This is a genomic window from Kocuria sp. KSNUG, assembly GCF_049532735.1.
Classification (GTDB): domain Bacteria; phylum Actinomycetota; class Actinomycetes; order Actinomycetales; family Micrococcaceae; genus Kocuria; species Kocuria rhizophila.
Genome location: NZ_CP150981.1, coordinates 2140668 through 2159454, shown reverse-complemented (window position 1 = coordinate 2159454; position 18787 = coordinate 2140668). Strand labels below are relative to the sequence as shown.

Here is an 18787-nt window from a genome sequence, read left to right as displayed (position 1 = left end):
GACCGGGCCTCGGAGCCGGGTGGGCGCGGGTGCGCTCCAGCGCGTCGGAGCCGCTGGTTAGGGTGCGGGTATGACGCACGAGAGCGCCGACACGGCCACGGTCTCCGAGGTGGGTGAGGCGCGCCTGCTGGAAGCCTTCCTCCCCGTGGCCACCACGGACGGACCACACGTGGAGGTGGGTCCGGGGGACGACTGCGCCGTGGTCACCACCCCGGGGGGACGCGTGGTGATGACCACCGACACCCTCACCCTGGACCAGGACTTCCGGACCGTGTGGCCCAGTGGGGTGCGCACCTCGGGAACGGACCTGGGCCACAAGTGCGCGGCCCAGAACCTCGCGGACGTGGCCGCGATGGGCGCCGTCCCCACGGCCGTGGTCGTGTCCCTGACCCTGCCCGGGGACACGCCCGTCGCGTGGGTCACCGAGTTCGCCGCCGGGCTGTCCCGGGCGTTCGAGACCCTCGGGGCGAGAGAGTGCGCCCTGGTGGGCGGCGACCTCGGAAGGGGAGAGGAGCTGTCGATCACCGCCACCGTGCTGGGACGCTGCGAGCAGAGCCCCGTGCTGCGCAGCGGTGCGCGGACCGGGGGAGTGCTGGTCCACGCGGGCGTGCTGGGGTGCGCGGCCGCCGGGCTGGACGCCCTGCAGAGCCCCGTGCCGGGGAGCTGGGACGCGGTGCCCGCGGACGAGCGGCGGGAGCTGCACGTGGCGCAGCTGCGGCCGCAACCACCCGTGACAGCCGGGCGGGAACTCGCCCGGGCCGGCGCCACCGCCATGCTGGACGTCTCCGACGGCCTGCTGAAGGACGCCGGGCGGATCGCATGCGCTAGCGGGGTGCGCATCGACCTCGATCCGCGCGCGCTGGAACCGGACGTCGCCCGGCTGCGGCGGGCCGGGGAGGCCGCCGGAGTGGACCCGTGGCAGTGGGTTCTCACGGGCGGGGAGGACCACGGTCTGCTCGCGGTGCTGCCTGTGGATTCCCGGCTGCCTCCCGGGGTCCGTGCGATAGGCTCGTGTGCGCCCGCGGACCCCGCGGGAGAGCGGCACAGGGAGGGGTCCACCGCAGATCCGCGCCCCGGAACGGATGCGCCGAGCCCGGCCGTGACCATTGCCGGCCGGGCCCCCGCAGAGTGGCTCGGGCGCGACGTCGTTGAAGGATGGGATCACTTTGAACCATAAGCCAGGCTCCTCCACCACCGAGGTGCGCGACTGGCTCGACACCGCGCACCGGGAGTTGCGCCGGCACGCGGACGTGCTGGACAACCTCAACGTGTTCCCCGTGGCGGACGCGGACACGGGCTCGAACCTCAGCATCACGGTGGGCCACGCGGCGGAGGCCGCCCACCTCATCGAGGGCAGGGACGTGGGGGAGTTGCTCGTGTACGCGGGGCAGGCCGCGCTCGAGGAGGCGCGCGGGAATTCCGGGATGCTCGCCGCACTCACCCTCACCGCCATGGGCGGCGTGGTGGAGGGCAGCACCCGGCTCACGGCGGAGCAGCTCAAGACCGCGCTCATGGCGGCCCACGTGCGCTGCTCGTCCGCCCTCACCGAGCCCGTCCCGGGCACCATGCTGTCCGTGCTCGACGCCGCCGGCGCCGTGCCGGTCCCCGACACCTCCGCGGACGGCTCCAACCAGCAGCTCGTGGAGTGGCTCGACCTCGTGGTCGCGGCCGCCACGTGCGCCGTGATCGATTCCGTGACCCAGATCCCCGTGCTCGCCGAGCGCGGCACCGTGGACTCCGGTGCCCTGGGCATGCTGATCGTGCTCAGCGCGCTGCGCACCGCGCTCGCGGGCCATCCCACGGCCGAGGACCCCGTGGCGGAGGTCATCCGCCAGCACACCCACCCCCTCTCGGACACCACCGTCGAGCGTCAGGACGGGTACGAGGTCATGGGCACCATGGACCTCTCCGCCCTGGACGCCGCCGAGCTGCGCCACGAGCTGGACGACGCCGGCAGCAGCGTGATCGTGAGCGCCGTGGGAGACCACGAGGACGGCTACACGTGGCGCGTGCACGTCCACGTGGCAGACCCGGAGACCGCCCTGGACCTGATGCGGGGCCGCGGAACCGCGCGAAACGTCACCGTCACCACCCTCGCGGCGGAGCCCCGGTGACCACCCGGGACGTGCCCGAGCCGCTGCCCCTGGACATGCCGCCCGGGAACGGCCGCTCTGCGCGGACGACCGCTCCGGAGCCGCAGGAGGAGCTGTCCCCGGATGCGCAGGCCACCGCAGAGACGGCCCCCGCCCCGACCCCCGCGCCCACGCGGTCCCACTCGGCCTTCGTCGGGCTCCTGGACCAGCCGCTCACCCGCTACATCCCCGGCTCCTCGCCGCGCTCCACCGTGGCCCTGCTCGCCAAGGACCTCGGAATCACCACCGTGGGCCAGCTGCTGGACCACGCACCGCGGCGCTACATCCACCGGGGCAGGATCCAGGCGCTCACGGACCTCGTGGCCGGGGAAAGGACGTCGTTCGTGGCCCGCGTGGAGTCCTCGAGCACCCGCCGGATGCGCAGCGATCCCCGGCGCAGTCTCACGGACGTCGTGGTGGCGGACGACTCCGGGGCCCAGCTGAAGATCACGTTCTTCAACGCCTACTCCGCGCAGAAGGACCTCCCGGTGGGGTCCCTGGCCCTGTTCACGGGCAAACCCGAGTTCTACCGGGGTGAGCTGTCCATGACGGGGGCGGACTACGCACCCGTGGAGACCCCCGAGGCCGTGTCCGGAGCCTCGTCGGAGACCGGTGAGCTGATGCCCATCCCGGTGTACCCGGAGGCCGGCAAGCTGACCACGCCGCGGATCGGCAAGGTGGTGCAGCAGCTGCTGCTCACCGCTGACCTGGACTCTCTCGAGGACCCGCTCTCCCCGCAGCTGCGGGACGCAGAGGAGCTGCCGCCCCTGGGCCAGGCCTACCGGGACCTGCACCGCCCCGAGACGGTCGAGGCGTACGAGCGGGCCCGCCGTCGGTTCCGCTTCCAGGAAGCATTCGTCCTGCAGACCGAGCTCGTCCGCCGGCGGGCGGAGCACGCGTCCCACCCGGCGGATCCGCGCCCGCCGCGCAAAGATGGACTCCTCGCCCGGTTCGACGCGGCCCTGCCGTTCGCGCTGACCCCTGGACAGCGCGAGGTGGGGGAGCAGATCTCGGACGAGCTCGCGGGCACCGCGCCCATGAACCGGCTGCTGCAGGGTGACGTGGGGTCCGGCAAGACCGTGGTGGCCCTTCGTGCCATGCTGCAGGTGGTGGACCACGGTGGCCAGGCCGCGATGCTCGCGCCCACCGAGGTGCTCGCCACCCAGCACTACGAGAAGATCACCTCCGCGCTCGGGCCCCTCGCGGAACCCGGGGTGCTCGGCGGGGACCCTCGTGCCACCGGCGTCACCCTGCTCACGGGCAGCATGTCCGTGCCCGCCCGACGCAAGGCCCTGCTGGACATCGCGAGCGGGGCCTCCGGGATCGTGGTGGGCACCCACGCCCTGATCCAGGAGACGGTGCAGTTCGCGGACCTCGGGCTGGCTGTGGTGGACGAGCAGCACCGCTTCGGCGTGGAGCAGCGAGACGCCCTGCGGGGCAAGGCCGGCAGCGCCCCGCACACGCTCGTGATGACCGCCACCCCCATTCCGCGCACCGTGGCCATGACCGTGTTCGGGGACCTGGACGTGTCCACCCTGCGCGAGCTGCCCGGGGGTCGCCGCCCCATCGCCACGCACGTGGTGGGCCTCGCGGAGCACGGGCCCTCGTGGGAGCGCCGGGTCTGGACGCTCGCGGCGGAGCACGCCGCCGCCGGGCGGCAGGTCTACGTGGTGGCCCCCAAGATCGGCGACGACGCCGCCCTGCCGCCCTTCACGTCCCTGTGCGCCTCCCTGGAGGCCCAGCCGGAGGAGCCGGAACCCGCCACCGTTGCGTGGCTCGCGGAGCTCATGGCGGCCCAGCCCGAGCTGCGCTCCGCGCGGACCGCGGTGCTGCACGGGCGCCAGGACGCCGGGACCAAGGCCGAGACCATGGCGGCGTTCGACGCCGGGGAGATCGACGTGCTCGTGTCCACCACCGTGGTGGAGGTGGGCGTGGACGTGCCCAATGCCACGCTCATGGTGGTCGTGGACCCCGAGCGGTTCGGGATCTCCCAGCTCCACCAGCTGCGCGGCCGGATCGGGCGTGGTGAGCACGCGAGCACGTGCCTGCTGGTCACCCGCGTGGCGTCGGAGCACCCCGCCCGGGCCCGCCTGGACGCGGTGGCCGCCACCACGGACGGCTTCGAGCTCGCGGAGGCGGACCTGAAGCTGCGCAAGGAGGGGGACATCCTCGGAGCCTCGCAGTCCGGTGGCCGCTCCGGGCTGCGCTGGGTGGGTGCCCTGCGGGACGAGGCCCTCGTGGCCCGCGCCCGGGCCGCCGCGGAGGCCGTGGTCCGCGAGGACCCGCAGCTCACGGACCACCCCGTGCTGCGGGAGAGCATCGGGCGTGTGCTGGACGAGGACCGACAAGCATTTCTGGAGCGAGGATGACACGCATCATTGCCGGCCGCGCCGGAGGACAGCACCTCAAGGCCGTGCCGGGCTCGGCCACCCGGCCCACCACGGACCGCGTCAAGGAGTCCCTGTTCGGGCGGCTCGACGCGTGGGGGATGTGCGAGGACGCCCGCGTGCTGGACCTCTTCGCCGGCTCCGGGGCCCTCGGTCTGGAGGCCGCCAGCCGGGGAGCCGCCACGGTCACGCTCGTGGAGAAGGCCGGGGCCGCGGCCAGGGTGTGCCGGGAGAACGCGGCGCTGCTGGCGGCGTCGTGCCCCGGGACGAAGATCACCACCGTGCACGCCGGTGTCGCGGGCTACCTGGGCCGGGCCCCGTTCCACCGCTGGGACCTCGTGCTCGCGGATCCGCCGTACCCCCTGGAGAACGAGGAGCTCGTGCGGATGCTGTCCCTGCTCAGGGGACGGCTGGGCCCGGGCGGGGTGGTCGCGGTCGAGCGTTCCGCGCGCACCGAGGAGCCGGTGTGGCCGCGGGGCCTGCGGCGTTTCGAGAGCAGCGCGCACGGGGAGACCGTCATCTGGTACCTGGAGGCGGACGAGGAATCGGCCCCGGAGTCGGCCACGACGACCACGGAAGACGGGGCGGAGGACGAGGCCGCGCGCGGCTGACGGGCCGCCGACGGACAGGCACTGCCGCCCACGACCGGGGCTCCGCTGCAACCTTGGGGTGCGCACTGCGGGACCGTCTCCCGAGGCTGCAGGCATCGCCGGGCGGAGCGCCGCGGTGCTCGCGCTCGATCTGGCGCGTGCTGCCCCGGCTGCTGTGGGGCCTAGACCCACGCCCCCGCTCAGGGCCCGGGGAGCGTCAGACGGCCGCGACCAGCCCCGCCATCGCCGCGCGCAGCACGTCCGTGCGCTTGCAGAATGCGAGCCGCAGCCAGTCCGCGTACAGCCCCTGGTTCGCGGGGCCGGCGAACGCGGAGACCGGAATGCCCACCACGCCGGCGTGCTCCGCCCAGTGCTGGGCGAGCCCCGCGGCGTCACTGACACCGGCCAGGGGGTAGTGGTCGCTCACGTCCGCCACGGCGAAGAACGTGCCCCGCGGCTCGGGTGGGGTGAGGCCCGCGGCGCTCAGCCCGGACACCACCACGTCCCGGCGCTCGCGGTAGTCCTCCCGCAGGCCCTCGAAGAACTGCGGAGGCAGCGCGAGGGCCTCGGCAACCGCGTGCTGCAGCGGGGCCGCCGCACTGTGGGAGAGGTAGGTCTTCACGGCCACGACGCCGCGCAGCAGCTCGCGCGGTCCGGTCACCCAGCCCACGCGCCACCCCGTGGCGGAGAACGTCTTGCCCGCCGAGGACACGCTCAGCGTGCGCGACGCCGCGCCGGGGAGAGTGCTCAGCGGCCGGTGGGGGCCGTCGAAGCGCAGGTGCTCGTAGACCTCGTCGGTGATGACCACGGCGTCGAACTCGGTGGCGAGCTCCACGAGGAGCTCCTTGAACTCCCGGGAGGCCACCGTGCCCGTGGGGTTGTGGGGGTCGTTGAGCACCACGGCGCGGGTGCGTGGGGAGAACGCCGCGCGCACGTCGTCCGGGTCCGGGGTGAACGTGGGCGGCAGCAGCGGCACGGGAACTGCGGTGGCGCCCGCGAACTCCACGAGAGCACCGTAGAGGTCGTAGCGCGGTTCGAACAGCACCACCTCGTCGCCGGGTTGCAGCAGGGACAGCAGGGCCGCCGTGACGCCCTCGGTGGCCCCAGCGCACACGAGCACGTCCGTGTCCGGGTCCAGGTCCAGACCGTAGTGGGTGCCCTGGTGCGCGGCGATCGCCTCCCGGAGGGCGGGGACCCCGATGATGGGGGCGTACTGGTGGTGACCGGCGTGCAGGGCGGCCGCCGCGGCGTCGAGCATCGGCTGCGGTGGGTCGAAGTCCGGGAAACCCTGGCCCAGGTTCACGGACCCGGTGCGCCGGGCCAGGCCCGTCATCTCCTCGAACACCGTGGAGCGCAGGCCCCCGGCGGCGTCCAGCAGCCCTCCGCCGGCGGCCATGCGCTGCCAGGGCGCGCGGGCCGTGGACGTGGGGGAGGAGATGTTCTCAGCTGCGGATGTCATGGACCCAGTCTAGGAACTCCGGCCCCGCGGCATCCCGGTCCGGGCGGAGCGCACCCTCCCGTGGCCTCAGGAGCGGGCCCCACGGGAGGTCAGGGGCCGCTAGGGTGGGCCCATGCGACGCGCCATCTGCCCGGGTTCCTTCGACCCCCTGCACCTCGGTCACTGCGCGGTCATCCGCCGTGCCACGCTGCTGTTCGACGAGGTGGTGGTGGCGGTGTCCACCAACCCGAACAAGACCCACCGCTTCAGCGAGGCGCAGCGGATCGAGCTGGTCCGGGAGGTCTTCGCGGACGATCCCGCCGTGGTCGTGGAACCGCTGGAGTCCGGGCTGATCGCCGACTACGCCGAGCGTCGCGGGGCCGTGGCGCTGGTCAAGGGCCTGCGCAACGGCGCGGACTACGACTACGAGCTGCCCATGGCCACCATGAACCGCTCGTTGACCGGTGTGGAGACCGTGTTCCTGCCCGGGGAGCCCTCGCTGCTGCACGTGTCCTCGTCCCTGGTCATGGAGGTCGCCGCCCTCGGCGGGGACGTCACGTCCTTCGTGCCGCCCGAGGTGCTGCGCGCCCTCGAGGACGAGTGACGCGCCGCACCGTGCGCGGGGCCTGCGAGAGGCCCCCGGCGGCGTCGTTGCCGGGGTGGATGCGCAGACGACGACGCCGTGCCCGGCCCGCGCGCGGCAGGGCACCGGGATGATCCCCGAGGCCGCCGCGTGCTAGGATGTTCTGTCGGCCAGTGTCGTTAGCCAGGAGTTCCGTGAATCACCGCAACAGTTCAGCCCTCGCGTACAGCGTCAGGGAGCTGCAACACCGCCCGGGGACCATGGACACCCTGGAGGTCGAGGCACCCGCACCGAAGGACTTCGGTACGGCGCTCATCGGTTCGCCCGAGGGCGCGCCCATGGAGCTGCAGCTGCGCCTGGAATCCGTCCACGACGGTATCCTGGTCTCCGGAACCGTGATCGTCAGTGTTCACGGGGAGTGCAGCAGATGCCTCGATCCCATCGACTACGAACTACCGGTCGACGTGCAGGAGCTTTTCGTCTTCGAACCGTCCCCGCAGGGCGACGAGAACGTCGAGGACGAGCAAGTGTATGAGGTGCGGGACGAGGAGATCGACCTCGAACCGATGCTTCGGGACGCAGTGATCACACAGCTGCCGTTCCAACCGGTGTGCCGGGCCGACTGCCCGGGCCTGTGCGCCCAGTGCGGCGCACGGCTCGAGAACGACCCGAACCACCACCACGACGTGAAGGATCCCCGCTGGTCCGCCCTCGCAGGGCTGCTGACCGACTCGGAGGACCCTGAACCGTCGGAGCCGACAACCGACACGAGAGAAGAGAGATAGCCGTGGCTGTTCCCAAGCGGAAAATGTCCCGTGCGAATACCCGGATGCGCCGGTCCCAGTGGAAGGCTCAGGCCCCCAAACTGGTGAAGACCGTGGAGAACGGCAAGGTCAGCTACAGCCTGCCGCACCAGGCCAAGCTGGTCTCCGATTCCGCCGGCACCCCCTTGTTCTACGAGTACAAGGGCCGCAAGGTCGCTGACGCGTAAGGTGACCGCTTTGCCGGATCCCGGCGAACTGCTTGAGCGTCTCGGTGTCGATCTCGACACCGAGACGCTTCGCATTGCGCTGACGCACCGCTCCTACGCGTACGAGCACCCGGGGGAGGTGCACAACGAGCGCCTCGAGTTCCTGGGGGATGCCGTGCTGCAGCTCGCGGTCACGGACGAGATCTACCACCGCTACCCGGAGTGGGACGAGGGGCGCCTGGCCAAGCTGCGCGCCTCGGTGGTCTCCGCCCGCGCGCTGGCCGGTGTGGCCCGTTCCCTGGGCCTTGGTCCGCACATCCGCCTGGGCAAGGGCGAGGTCCGCACCCACGGCAGCGACAAGGCCTCGATCCTCGCGGACACCACGGAGGCCGTGATCGGCGCCGTGTACGAGTCCCTGGGGCCCGTGCCCGCCCGTGACCTGGTGCTGCGGATGATGGTCCCGCTGCTTGAGGACACCCGCGTGCTGCACGAGGGCCGGGACTGGAAGACCCACATCGTGGAGCTCGTGGCCCGGCACGGTCTGGGCACCGTGCGCTACGAGGTGGAGGGCACCGGCCCCGACCACGAGCGCCACTTCACCGCGGACGCCGTGGTGGACGGGAACGTGCTCGGCCACGGGGAGGGCAGCTCCAAGAAGGCCGCCGAACGCGCCGCCGCCGCCAACGCGTGCGAGGCGCTGGCCGCGCGATTCCCCGAGAAGGGCTGAACGCACGGTGCCCGAGCTCCCCGAGGTCGAGGTGGTCCGCCGCGGCGTCGAACGCTGGGTCGTGGGCCGCACCGTCGAGTCCGTGCAGGTCTTCGACGCCCGGTCCCTGCGCCGTCACACGGCCGGTGTCCTGGACTTCCAGGAGCGCCTGGCCGGGCTGACCGTGGAGTCCGCGCAGCGGCGCGGCAAGTTCCTGTGGCTCCCGCTGCGCGAGCACACCGGTAGCAAGCCGTCCCAGGCGCTGCTCGTGCACCTGGGCATGAGCGGTCAACTCCTGGTGGCCCCCGCGGACCAGCCGCAGCCGCGCCACGAGCGCATCCGCCTCGCGCTTTCTCCGGCCCACGACGACGCCGGTGCCGCCCTCCCGGAGCAGGCCCGGTTCGTGGACCAGCGGATCTTCGGAGGCATGCTGCTCGACCCGCTCGTGCCCACCACGGACGGTCACGGCACGGTGCCGGAACACGCCGCGCACATCGCGCGCGACCCCCTGGACCCGCTCTTCGACGTGGACGCCTTCCACACCGCCCTGCGACGCCGCCGCACGGGCCTGAAGCGTGCGCTGCTGGACCAGGGGCTGATCTCGGGGATCGGGAACATCTACGCGGACGAGGCCCTGTGGGCGGCCCGGCTGCACTGGGCCGCACCCACCGAGACGATGACCGCGCCCCGCACCCGCGAGGTGGTGGCGGCGTGCCAGGAGGTCATGCGCCGCGCTCTGGAGGCGGGCGGCACGAGCTTCGACTCGCTGTACGTCAACGTGAACGGGGAGTCCGGGTACTTCTCGCGGTCGCTCAACGCCTACGGCCGGGCCGGGCAGCCGTGCCCGCGCTGCGAGGCTGCGGGCCTGGACGGCGTGATCGTGCGCGAGCAGTTCGCGAACCGTTCCTCGTACCGGTGCGCGCGGTGCCAGAGGAAGCCGCGGCGGGCGCGGGTCTGAGGAGGCCCACCCACGAGCACCCGCTCACCCCTGATCGAGCGGGCCTCCTCGGCGAGCCGCTCATGCCGTGGTTGCCCGCGCTGTCCACGGGCGCGGTGCCATGGCCCGTCAAAACGGTTCTCCTCCGTGACCCCTGGTGTGTCCGGCAGACTGTGAGCCAGGGGTGTTCCCTCCGATCTTGCCGGGCCGCCTCCGAACAACGCACCGCTGCCTCATCTCCCGCGCAGGGCACTGGCTGCATTCGGGGTAAGTGCCTAGGTCGACGGGCCCGCGGTAACCAGTCAAATGCGTGTGGAACGCACACAATCTCCGTCATGAGCTTGGAGTCGGATGAAGCAGTCAGTGGGGCCCGCCTGAGCGAGGCCGGGTCGGAAGAACTGCTGTTCAGTTTCGTCAGGCACTGGGCGCGATCTTCCGCTACTGGCGACGGTGCCACCCCGGAACAGGGCAGGCTGTTGTTGCTGGTCGAGGCCGTGGCCTCACTGAGTGAGTGTGGGCAGTCGGCGACTGTGAGTGCGGTTGCGAGCGAGATCGGTATCGACCAGAGTGACACGTCCCGGTTGGTGAAGAGCGCGGTTGAGGGCGGCTACGTGGCGATGACGACCTCGATTTGTGATCGTCGTAGACGGGAGATCACCTTGATGTCAGGCGGTGACGTGCTCTTGCGAGAGGCTCATGCACAGCATGAGCAGGTGTTCGACGAGCTGACTGTGGGGTGAGGCCGGCTACGGCGCGAACAGTTCCACTCTGCGATGACGGATCTCGTTCGACGGTCGCACCTCGTGGATATGGCGCCGCGAGATGGGGTCACCCGGGAGTTGATGGTTCTGTCGATCCCTAACGGCGACGGTGGCGATTGCCGGAGACGCCTGGCTGGGTGCAAGTGAGGCGGCGGTGCGGGCCGGTTGCTCTGCGTAAGCGATTCGTCGATGGGTCAGAGAAGGGAAGCTCTCGGCGTGGAAGAGGGTGGCGTGGGGTACGGACGACCGGCGGGCTGTGAAGGGGGTTCGTCCGCAGGTCTGAGATCGATGAGAAGTTCCGACCCGACCGCGCGGCTGAGCACGAGGCGCGGATCCATGAGGGGGGACAGCGCCTCTCAACGATGCTTGAAGACAGCTCATCCGACAGGTGTACTTAGACCAGGCGCTCGAGCGTGAGCATGGCGGGTCGCCAGAGTGGAGGGAGCGCATGAAGCTGGAGAAGGTAGCAGGATCGCCTCCGAACAACGAAGCCCACGCAGCGTTCACTAAGGGGCAGGGAGTCCGACGCCGCGGAGCCGCCTCGCAGACGCGACAGGGGCCTGTTGACGCCTGAGCTTCCCGAGGTCGAGGTGGTGCAAAGAGGGCTGGACGACCACGTATCCGGCAGGGCGCTCGCCTCGGTGGTTACTCACCATCCGCGGGCCGTGCGTCGTCATCCAGCCGGCGGTAAGGATCTTGCCTCTCGGGTCGCCGGTGCGACGATCACGGGGATTGTGCGGCGGGGCAAGTACCTCTGGCTGGTCCTGGATGATCGAGACGCGTTGCTCACGCATCTGGGGATGAGCGGGCAGATGCTCATCACGTCGCCCGACGCCGGGATCGCTCGGCACGAGCGGGCACGGTTCACCTTCACCGATGGCGGCAGCGAGTTGCGCTTCGAGGACCAGCGCACGTTCGGTCACCTGATGTACCACGACGGGGGAGCGGCGCTCCCGTCCCCGATCTTGCACATTGCGAGAGACCCGTTCGATCCGCAGTTCGACCAGGCGGCTGCGGTGGCGCGCATCAAGACCCGGCGGACCGGGATCAAGCGCGCGCTGCTGGACCAGACGCTCGTGTCTGGTATTGGGAACATCTACGCCGACGAAGCCCTATGGGCCGCCAAGGTGCACGGCGAGACGACGGCGTCGTCGATGTCCAAGACGAGGATCTCGGCGGTGATCGATGCTGCGCGGGACGTCATGGTCGCAGCGCTCGCCCAGGGAGGCACGTCCTTTGATTCTCTCTATGTGGATGTTTCCGGGAGCGGTGGCTACCTTGCCCGGAGCCTGAACGTCTACGGGCTCGCCGGTCAGCCTTGTCCGCGCTGCGGCACGCCTATCGTGCGCAATCAGTTCATGAACCGCTCAAGTCACTACTGTCCTAGTTGTCAGCGGAGACGATAGCCGCGCCTCCGCTGTTCGCCCGGAATCCTTACGTAGACCAATCCCGTCGCGCAGAATGGAGTGCATCGTGAACGAGTCACTTGAGCCCTTCGTGCATTGGTGCGAGGTCTGCGGCGTAGAGGGGCTGTCGACCTCCGAGGAGACGTTCGAAGCCGGTTGAGACTTCCCACCGCGCTCCGGGTCCTGGGGAGTCGTCAGTCTGCGGACCTGTGGCAAGTGCCCGATGACCGCCACCGTCTAGTGGGCGGTGGCCGTGGATGGCTACGACCAGACGCAACTGAGCACGCAGCAGCGCGAAGTCATCGCGCGGATCATGGCCGAGGTTCCTGATCCTACGTCGGTAACGCAGGACTCCGTCGCGCTCTCAGAGCGCCGAGATCAACTTGCTCTCGAGGACGAGGGCACATGGCTGGTTGTGACCAGCTCAGGCACCGAGTACCTGTTCCGGCTCGACGGCGCTGTGCGCACCGTGGTCCGGCTGATCGCGAACGAGGCGAATGCTCACTCTGGTGAGAGGACGGTGATGCATCGCGACGGTGAAGTGCTGCCACTGCTGGGGCTGATCGAGCCGCCGATTCAGGTGGGACGACCGGCGTACCTCGTGGTCGGCAACGTCAGTGACGACGAGGGGTATGTGTCGACGACTCGGGCCACCACGCCTGTCGTGCGCATCCGTTGGCTCGGTTGACTAGCCTGCCCTGGGAGGTATGGGCAACCAGAGGTCCCCGGCGGCGCACGGACCTGGGTGCGAGGATGCGTCAAGCGGGCGGCCCGACGTGATCGACGCGGACCAGGAAACCTGGGGTAAGGGAATTTTTCAGGACTGCGTTCACGCAGACTCGATAGACTATGGCTACGAACATACCCACCCTAGCGATCTGATGCCGCCGCCCGGCGAGCACGCCTCGCGCCAGCCTTTCAACAAATGTACCTAAGGACTCCAACCAAGTGACGATCACCCAGCAAGAGCTCGAGTCCAGGCTTTGGGACGCGGCAAATGCCCTGCGTGGCCCCGTCGACCCGGCCGATTTCAAGACCTATGTCTTCCCGATGTTGTTTTGGAAGTGGATATCGGACACGTGGGTCTACGAGCATGATGAGGCCATCGCCGAGTTCGGCGATGAGTTGGACGACGAGGTTGAGGCCGACTACCACCGGTTCGAGATGCCTGAGGGCACGCTGTGGTCCGAGGCCACTGGGAAGGTCAAGAACCTCGGCGCGGAGATTGCGAAATCGTTCCAGCGCATCGAGAAAGCCAATCCACGGTCCCTGGCGGGAGTATTCGGAGACGCCTCCTGGGGCAACGAGGAACGGCTCCCAGAGTCGGCACTCCTGGCGCTAATCAGGTCCTTTAATGAGCTTCCGCTCGATCCGACCACCGTCTCCCACGACCTGCTCGGCGCTGGGTACGAGTACCTGCTGAAAGACTTCGCCGACGAGTCGGGAAAGAAGGCGGGGGAGTTCTTCACGCCGCGATCTGTGGTCAACTTGCTCGTCGGTATCCTCAAGCCTGAGCCGGGCGAGGCCGTGTACGACCCAGCCTGTGGCTCTGGCGGAATGCTGGTCGCGACCATTAACCAGCTGCGAGAGGCAGGCAAGGACCACCGCTCGCTGCGGCTTTACGGCCAGGAGATCAATCTGACCACTGCCTCGATCGCCAGGATGAACCTATTTCTTCACGAGATCGAGGACTTCGTCGTCAAACGCGGCGACACCTTGCGCGCACCTGCCTTCAAGGACACCAAGGGAGCCGTCCGGACCTTCGACGTTGTCATCGCCAACCCGCCGTTTTCGCTGTCCAACTGGGGCGCGGACCGGTGGGCAACCGACCCGCGCGCTTTTTGCGGCGTGCCGCCGGCGAAGAACGGTGACTTCGCCTTCGTGCAGCACATGGTGTCGTCGATGAAGAAGGGGACTGGGCGCGTGGGTGTCGTCATGCCTCACGGTGTCCTCTTCCGGGGCGGGAAGGAGGCGACTATCCGGCAGTGCCTAGTCGAGCAAGACCAGCTCGAGGCTGTCATCGGGCTGCCGCCGAACCTTTTCTACTCAACTCAGATACCTGCCTGCTTGTTGATCTTCCGCGACCAGAAGCCCATAGAGCGCAAAGACCATGTCCTATTCATCGACGGTTCTGCTCGGTTCAGTAAGGGTAAGAAACAGAACGTCATGTCCGATGACGACGTACGTGCCGTCGTCAGCACATATGACGCGGGTGCGGACTCCGATTGCGAGCGCGGCGCGCAGGCCCGACTCGTGCCGTTCGAAGAGATTGAGTCCAACGGGTTCGACCTGAACATCGGGCGATACATCAGGGTAGCCGTGGAGGAGACCGCTGATCTTGATACGGCGCTCCTCGCCTACGCAACAGCTCGTCGGAATCGGATTGACACAGAGGCGGTCATGCTCGAGCGCCTTGCGGCTGCGGGCGTAGACCTGAGCGCGTTTGGGGAGACCCATGAGTGAGTGGGGGGTAACGTCGCTCGGAAGCCTCTTTGCTTTGGATAACACCAAATTGGGAGCACATGCCGAAGAGCCGACGGTGATGAGTCTTTCGAAATACGACGGCTTTGTCCGTGCTGACGAATATTTTGACAAGCGGATCGCGTCGTCAAAGCTAGATGGCTACAAAGTCGTCCAGCCAGGGGAATGGGCGTTCTCTACCATCCACATCAATGAAGGATCTATAGCTCGAAATAATATAGGTGAGAGAGGCGTCATCAGTCCGATGTACACCACCATGAACTTCGTTGCGAACGATTGCATACCTGAGTACGCAGAGCTAATAGTGCGACAGCCCGAATTGCTGGCTGAGTATTCTCGTCGGGCACAAGGCTCCGTCAACCGACGCCGCAGTCTTCCATTCAAGGAATTCGCTAAAATTGAGGTGAGCATCCCGCCTCTGGCGGAGCAGCGTCGCATCGTCGACGTCATGACGGTGGTGGACGCGCAGATTCAGGCTCTGGAGGAAGAAGCCCAGCGCGCAAGTTCCGCGCTCGCTCGACTGAATTCTGATCTGATCGAGGTGCTTCCGACTTCGCGGCCTCTCGGGGACTTCACGGCGACCCGATCGGGCCCCTCGTACTCGGCCGCAGATGTCTCGCCGACATTCAGTAGTGACTCCGTTCCGGTGATCGGGATTCCGAACACGAAGCCGGATGGGTCAATCGATCTCTCGGAGATAGGTTATGTAGCCGGCCTCCCTGAGTCTGTGGGAAGGATCGATGGTTCGAGCCTGGTGCTCATCCGAACCAATGGCAACCGGCAGCGAATCGGCAATGTATACATTCCGCCAGCGGCTGCGCACGACCACGCGGTTTCGGCATTCCAGTTCCTGATGAAGGTCGACAATCCATCGGACCGTGAGTTCGTGTATTGGCTCCTGCGCGAACCGTCAATGCAAGCGGAAATGAGCCAGGCGGCGTCCGGAACCACGGGGCTGGGCAACCTCGCAGTCCGATGGCTCAACGCTGTTCGAGTTCCTTGGTCAGATGACTCCGTTATGCGAGCATCCATCGTCGCCCCGCTTCGTTCATTGCAGGACTCGATCAATGCGTCCACTGAGGAGCTCTCGCGCCTCCGAAGCTCTCGGTCAGCCCTTCTGACTTCGTTCCTGACCCAGGAGATCGAGATTCCCGAGTCCTACGACAGTCTGTGTGAATTTGAGGAGGCCTCCTGACATGAGCTGGACTGAGGCGAGCACCATCCAGCTTTCCCTGCTCGAGTGGGCAGAGGAGGCCGGCTGGGAACGAGTCTGTGGCGAAAACCTGCCGCGCGTCGAGCACGACGTCGTCATCGATAGCTGGGCGCGCGAGGCGCTGCTCGCGCTTAACCCAGAGTTGGTCGATGAGCCAGAGTCCGCCGACCTTGTGATCCACGAGATCAACCAGGCGATCCTCGACGCGCACAACGGTCTCGTGTCCGCGAACGAGCGGCTCACCGTGATGCTCCGCGGCGACCACTCATTCACGACGATTGAGGGCGGACACGTCCCGCGACGGCTGATCGACTTCGAAGCGCTCGACAATAACCGGTTCACGGTCGCCGACGAGGTGACTATTTCGGGTGCGGTAAAGCCGCGCCGATTCGATGTCGTCTACTACGTCAACGGCTTCCCACTGGTTGTGGGGGAGACGAAGACGCCAGTGAAGCAGCAGGTCTCCTGGGTGAACGCGGCTCGAGACATCCATGACGTCTATGAGGACGAGTACCCGAACTTCTTCGCGACCAACGTCTTCACGGTTGCCACCGAGGGCCTCGAGTTCCGCATGGCACCGCTACGCGCGGTGCCGGATCCAGACTCCGAGATCTGGGCCCCATGGGGCTCGACGCAGGACGACCCGAAGACGGTCACCGGCCCGGCCCGAGTCGAGCGCGCCGCCCGTCTGCTGCTTCGTCCCGAGACCATCCTACCGATGCTGAAGGACCTGGTGATGTTCCGGCACGCGCGGGACGCTTCCGAGGTCGACGTCAAGTTCCTACCGCGCTACCCGCAGTTCGAGGCCGCCCTCGCGATCCATGACAAGGTCCTCGCCGATCGGTCTGGAGGGCTGATTTGGCACCACCAGGGCTCCGGCAAGACCGAGTTGATGGCCTTCGCGGCGGCCCGGTTGCTGCGGGACGACAAGGTCGTCGAGTTATTCGGCGGAGCGCCGACCGTGATCGTCATCGCGGACCGCAAAGATCTCGTGCGCCAGACCGCGGAAATGTTCGAGACGGCCGGCATGCCCCGGATGTCGGTGCCCCGAAACCGGCGCGAGCTGCACGACCTGCTCCGCTCCAGCGAGCCGGGGATCGTGATCACGACGGTGCACAAGTTCGCCGAGGCAGGGCACTTGAACGATCGATCGAACATCATCGTCTTGGTCGACGAGGCGCACCGCTCGCAGGAAGGGAAGCTTGGCGATGCCTGGCGGACGGCCGTGCCCAATGCCAAATTCTTCGGCGCAACCGGCACCGCGATCCAGAGCAAGGACCGTTCGACCTTCAAACTGTTCGGCGACCCGACGGATCCGGAGTTTGTCATGTCGCGGTACACCCCCGAGCAGTCGATCGCGGACGGGTTCACCAAGCCGGTCATCATCGAGGGCTGCTCGGTGGGCTTCAACCTGGACAAGGAAGCTCTCGACGAGGCGTTCGACGAGCTCGCCAAGGAGAAGGAGCTTGACGAGGGCGAGAAGGTCTATCTCTCCGGCAAGGCCTCCCACATCGAGACGATCCTCTCCAACCCCGACCGCGTCGCGGCCGTGTGTGTCGACATCGTCGACCACTACCTCGCCTACGTCGCCCCGCTGGGCCAGAAGGCACAGGTCGTCGCCTACAACCAGAAGCTGGTCATCGCCTACGCGGACGCGATCGAGTTGGAGCTAAAGAGGCGCGGGGCAACGATGCCCGACGGCCGGCTCCGGGAGGTCGGGGTCGTGATGCACGTCGCCGACAGCAAGGAGACCCCGAAGGAGTATCGCAAGTACCTGCTCACTTCCGAGCAGGAGGAGGCCCTCAAGCTCCGGTTCAAAAAGGTCGACGACCCGATGTCGTTCGTCGTGGTGACGGCGAAGTGGATGACTGGCTTCAACGCGCCCATCGAAGGCGCACTCTACCTGGACAAGCCTGCCAAGGAGGCGAACCTCTTCCAGACGATCACGCGTCCAAATCGGCCCTGGAAGAACCCGATCACCGGTCAGCGCAAGGACTACGGGCGCGTGGTCGACTACATCGGCCTTGCTAAGGCCATCGGGACCGCGATCGCCGGCCCCAAGGCGACGCCGGATGAGGACGACGAGTTGAACGTCGTTGACGCCTCCAAGTTGGCCGGCAAATTCGTCTCCGACCTGACGAAGCTGCTCCACCTCTTCGCCGGCATCGACACGACGGACGCCTCGTTCGAATCGCTGGCCGACGCGCATGAGCGGATCCCCGAGGGTAGCGCGCAACGCACCGAGTTCGTTGAGGGCTACGTGGCGCTGCAGACAGTGTGGGAATTCCTCGACCCGCACCCGATACTGCTGCCATTCAAGCCGCAATACCTATGGCTGGCGAAGGTGTACGAGTCGATCCGGCCCAAGGATGTCTCGAAGGCCTTCCTATGGGCTCGGCTGGGCGCGAAGACCACCAACATGATCCACGGCCACATGAACCAAGTCGTCGTAAAGTCGATAGCTTGGCGCACGGTCACGCTGGACGCCGCGGGGCTCGCGCTCCTCAAGCGGATCACCGAGCAACTGCGGCTGCCGAATGAGCCGGCGCAGGAGGAGCAGGCGGATGTGTACCAGCAAGTGCTCGACTCGATCGAGGCTCGCCTCCGGCGTCGGCTGGCCCAGGGCGACGGCCCTGTCTACAAATCACTCGCTGAGCGGATCGAGAAGCTCCGGACGAGGGCGATCGAAAACGTCGAGGACTCCCTGGCCTTCCTTGAAGAGGCGCTGAAGATCGCGCAGGACGTGGTCGCCGCCGACCGAGCGGCCGAGGAGGGCGACGAGGAGGCGCTGGCCCGGCTCGCCGATCCGAAGCGCGGTGTGCTGACCCAGATCGTCGAGGAAAACACCCCTCCAGGGCTGCACAAAATCGTCCCGGAGATCGTGGACCGGATCGACACCATCGTCGTGGAGGTCGCCTACTCGGGTTGGACGTCGAGCGACTTCGGCGACAAGGCCGTACGCCGCGAGCTGCGCGCCGTCCTCAAGAACTACGGCCTGCCGATCAAGGGCGCGCTGTTCGACCGGATCCACCAGTACGTGCGGGAGAACTACTGAGTCAGTCTGCAGGCTCGGAATGCAAGACAGGCGTCTTCGGGTGAAGTGCGAGTGCGCGAATCGTGTGGCATACTGAAGTTCGTGGCCGGCCGAACAGTGCCGACTCGAACTGTCCTTCAGGAGGTACG

The 18787-nt window shown here is 68.0% G+C and carries 16 protein-coding genes; 15 read left to right on the top strand and 1 reads right to left on the bottom strand.

The window, feature by feature from the left end; all coding sequences use genetic code 11:
* The first annotated feature begins 70 nt into the window (after nucleotides 1–70).
* The 4 genes from thiL to AABM36_RS09400 are packed head-to-tail and all read left to right on the top strand — an operon-like array spanning nucleotide 71 to nucleotide 5130.
* Nucleotides 71–1177 carry a thiamine-phosphate kinase gene (thiL, locus tag AABM36_RS09415; RefSeq protein WP_047978526.1) on the top strand — a complete coding sequence of 369 codons (1107 nt, stop codon included), beginning with the start codon at nucleotides 71–73 and terminating at the stop codon, nucleotides 1175–1177.
* Entirely contained in the window at nucleotides 1167–2114 is a 948-nt protein-coding gene (locus tag AABM36_RS09410) for a DAK2 domain-containing protein (protein ID WP_223246097.1), read from the top strand. Before thiL ends, AABM36_RS09410 begins: the two co-directional genes overlap by 11 nt.
* A complete protein-coding gene (locus AABM36_RS09405; RefSeq protein ID WP_423445950.1) occupies nucleotides 2111–4501 on the top strand; it encodes an ATP-dependent DNA helicase RecG in 2391 nt (796 codons plus the stop codon). Before AABM36_RS09410 ends, AABM36_RS09405 begins: the two co-directional genes overlap by 4 nt.
* Nucleotides 4498–5130 (top strand): RsmD family RNA methyltransferase, encoded by a 633-nt coding sequence (locus AABM36_RS09400; protein ID WP_012398110.1) that lies wholly within the window; start codon nucleotides 4498–4500, stop codon nucleotides 5128–5130. Before AABM36_RS09405 ends, AABM36_RS09400 begins: the two co-directional genes overlap by 4 nt.
* 196 nt (nucleotides 5131–5326) lie before the next feature.
* Here AABM36_RS09400 and AABM36_RS09395 read toward each other — a convergent pair whose 3' ends face one another.
* A complete protein-coding gene (locus AABM36_RS09395) occupies nucleotides 5327–6568 on the bottom strand; it encodes an aminotransferase class I/II-fold pyridoxal phosphate-dependent enzyme (protein WP_047978524.1) in 1242 nt (413 codons plus the stop codon).
* 112 nt (nucleotides 6569–6680) lie between these two features.
* Between AABM36_RS09395 and coaD the strand changes: the two genes are divergently transcribed.
* The 11 genes from coaD to AABM36_RS09340 all read left to right on the top strand — a co-directional run bounded on the left by coaD (nucleotide 6681) and on the right by AABM36_RS09340 (nucleotide 18659).
* Nucleotides 6681–7151 (top strand): pantetheine-phosphate adenylyltransferase, encoded by a 471-nt coding sequence (gene coaD, locus AABM36_RS09390; RefSeq protein WP_012398112.1) that lies wholly within the window; start codon nucleotides 6681–6683, stop codon nucleotides 7149–7151.
* A gap of 173 nt (nucleotides 7152–7324) precedes the next feature.
* Nucleotides 7325–7915 (top strand): YceD family protein, encoded by a 591-nt coding sequence (locus tag AABM36_RS09385; protein WP_012398113.1) that lies wholly within the window; start codon nucleotides 7325–7327, stop codon nucleotides 7913–7915.
* Nucleotides 7916–7917: 2 nt separating this feature from the next.
* Complete coding sequence (rpmF, locus tag AABM36_RS09380) at nucleotides 7918–8121, top strand: 50S ribosomal protein L32 (protein ID WP_012398114.1); 204 nt, start codon at nucleotides 7918–7920, stop codon at nucleotides 8119–8121.
* Between the two features lies 1 nt (nucleotide 8122).
* A complete protein-coding gene (gene rnc / locus AABM36_RS09375; RefSeq protein ID WP_121240926.1) occupies nucleotides 8123–8827 on the top strand; it encodes a ribonuclease III in 705 nt (234 codons plus the stop codon).
* Between the two features lie 7 nt (nucleotides 8828–8834).
* A complete protein-coding gene (mutM, locus tag AABM36_RS09370; protein ID WP_102613462.1) occupies nucleotides 8835–9764 on the top strand; it encodes a bifunctional DNA-formamidopyrimidine glycosylase/DNA-(apurinic or apyrimidinic site) lyase in 930 nt (309 codons plus the stop codon).
* Nucleotides 9765–10078: 314 nt separating this feature from the next.
* Nucleotides 10079–10483 carry a MarR family winged helix-turn-helix transcriptional regulator gene (locus AABM36_RS09365; protein WP_082142114.1) on the top strand — a complete coding sequence of 135 codons (405 nt, stop codon included), beginning with the start codon at nucleotides 10079–10081 and terminating at the stop codon, nucleotides 10481–10483.
* A 584-nt stretch (nucleotides 10484–11067) separates the two neighbouring features.
* Nucleotides 11068–11910 (top strand): bifunctional DNA-formamidopyrimidine glycosylase/DNA-(apurinic or apyrimidinic site) lyase, encoded by an 843-nt coding sequence (gene mutM / locus AABM36_RS09360; RefSeq protein WP_082142113.1) that lies wholly within the window; start codon nucleotides 11068–11070, stop codon nucleotides 11908–11910.
* 253 nt (nucleotides 11911–12163) lie between these two features.
* The gene (locus AABM36_RS09355; protein WP_128973341.1) at nucleotides 12164–12598 is read left to right on the top strand and encodes a hypothetical protein; all 435 of its coding nucleotides are present in this window, start codon (nucleotides 12164–12166) and stop codon (nucleotides 12596–12598) included.
* Between the two features lie 260 nt (nucleotides 12599–12858).
* Complete coding sequence (locus AABM36_RS09350) at nucleotides 12859–14373, top strand: type I restriction-modification system subunit M (protein WP_047979393.1); 1515 nt, start codon at nucleotides 12859–12861, stop codon at nucleotides 14371–14373.
* On the top strand, nucleotides 14366–15586 hold the full coding sequence (locus AABM36_RS09345; protein WP_146008579.1) for a restriction endonuclease subunit S: 1221 nt from the start codon (nucleotides 14366–14368) through the stop codon (nucleotides 15584–15586). Before AABM36_RS09350 ends, AABM36_RS09345 begins: the two co-directional genes overlap by 8 nt.
* 1 nt (nucleotide 15587) lies before the next feature.
* The gene (locus AABM36_RS09340; protein WP_102613464.1) at nucleotides 15588–18659 is read left to right on the top strand and encodes a type I restriction endonuclease subunit R; all 3072 of its coding nucleotides are present in this window, start codon (nucleotides 15588–15590) and stop codon (nucleotides 18657–18659) included.
* Nucleotides 18660–18787: the final 128 nt, after the last annotated feature.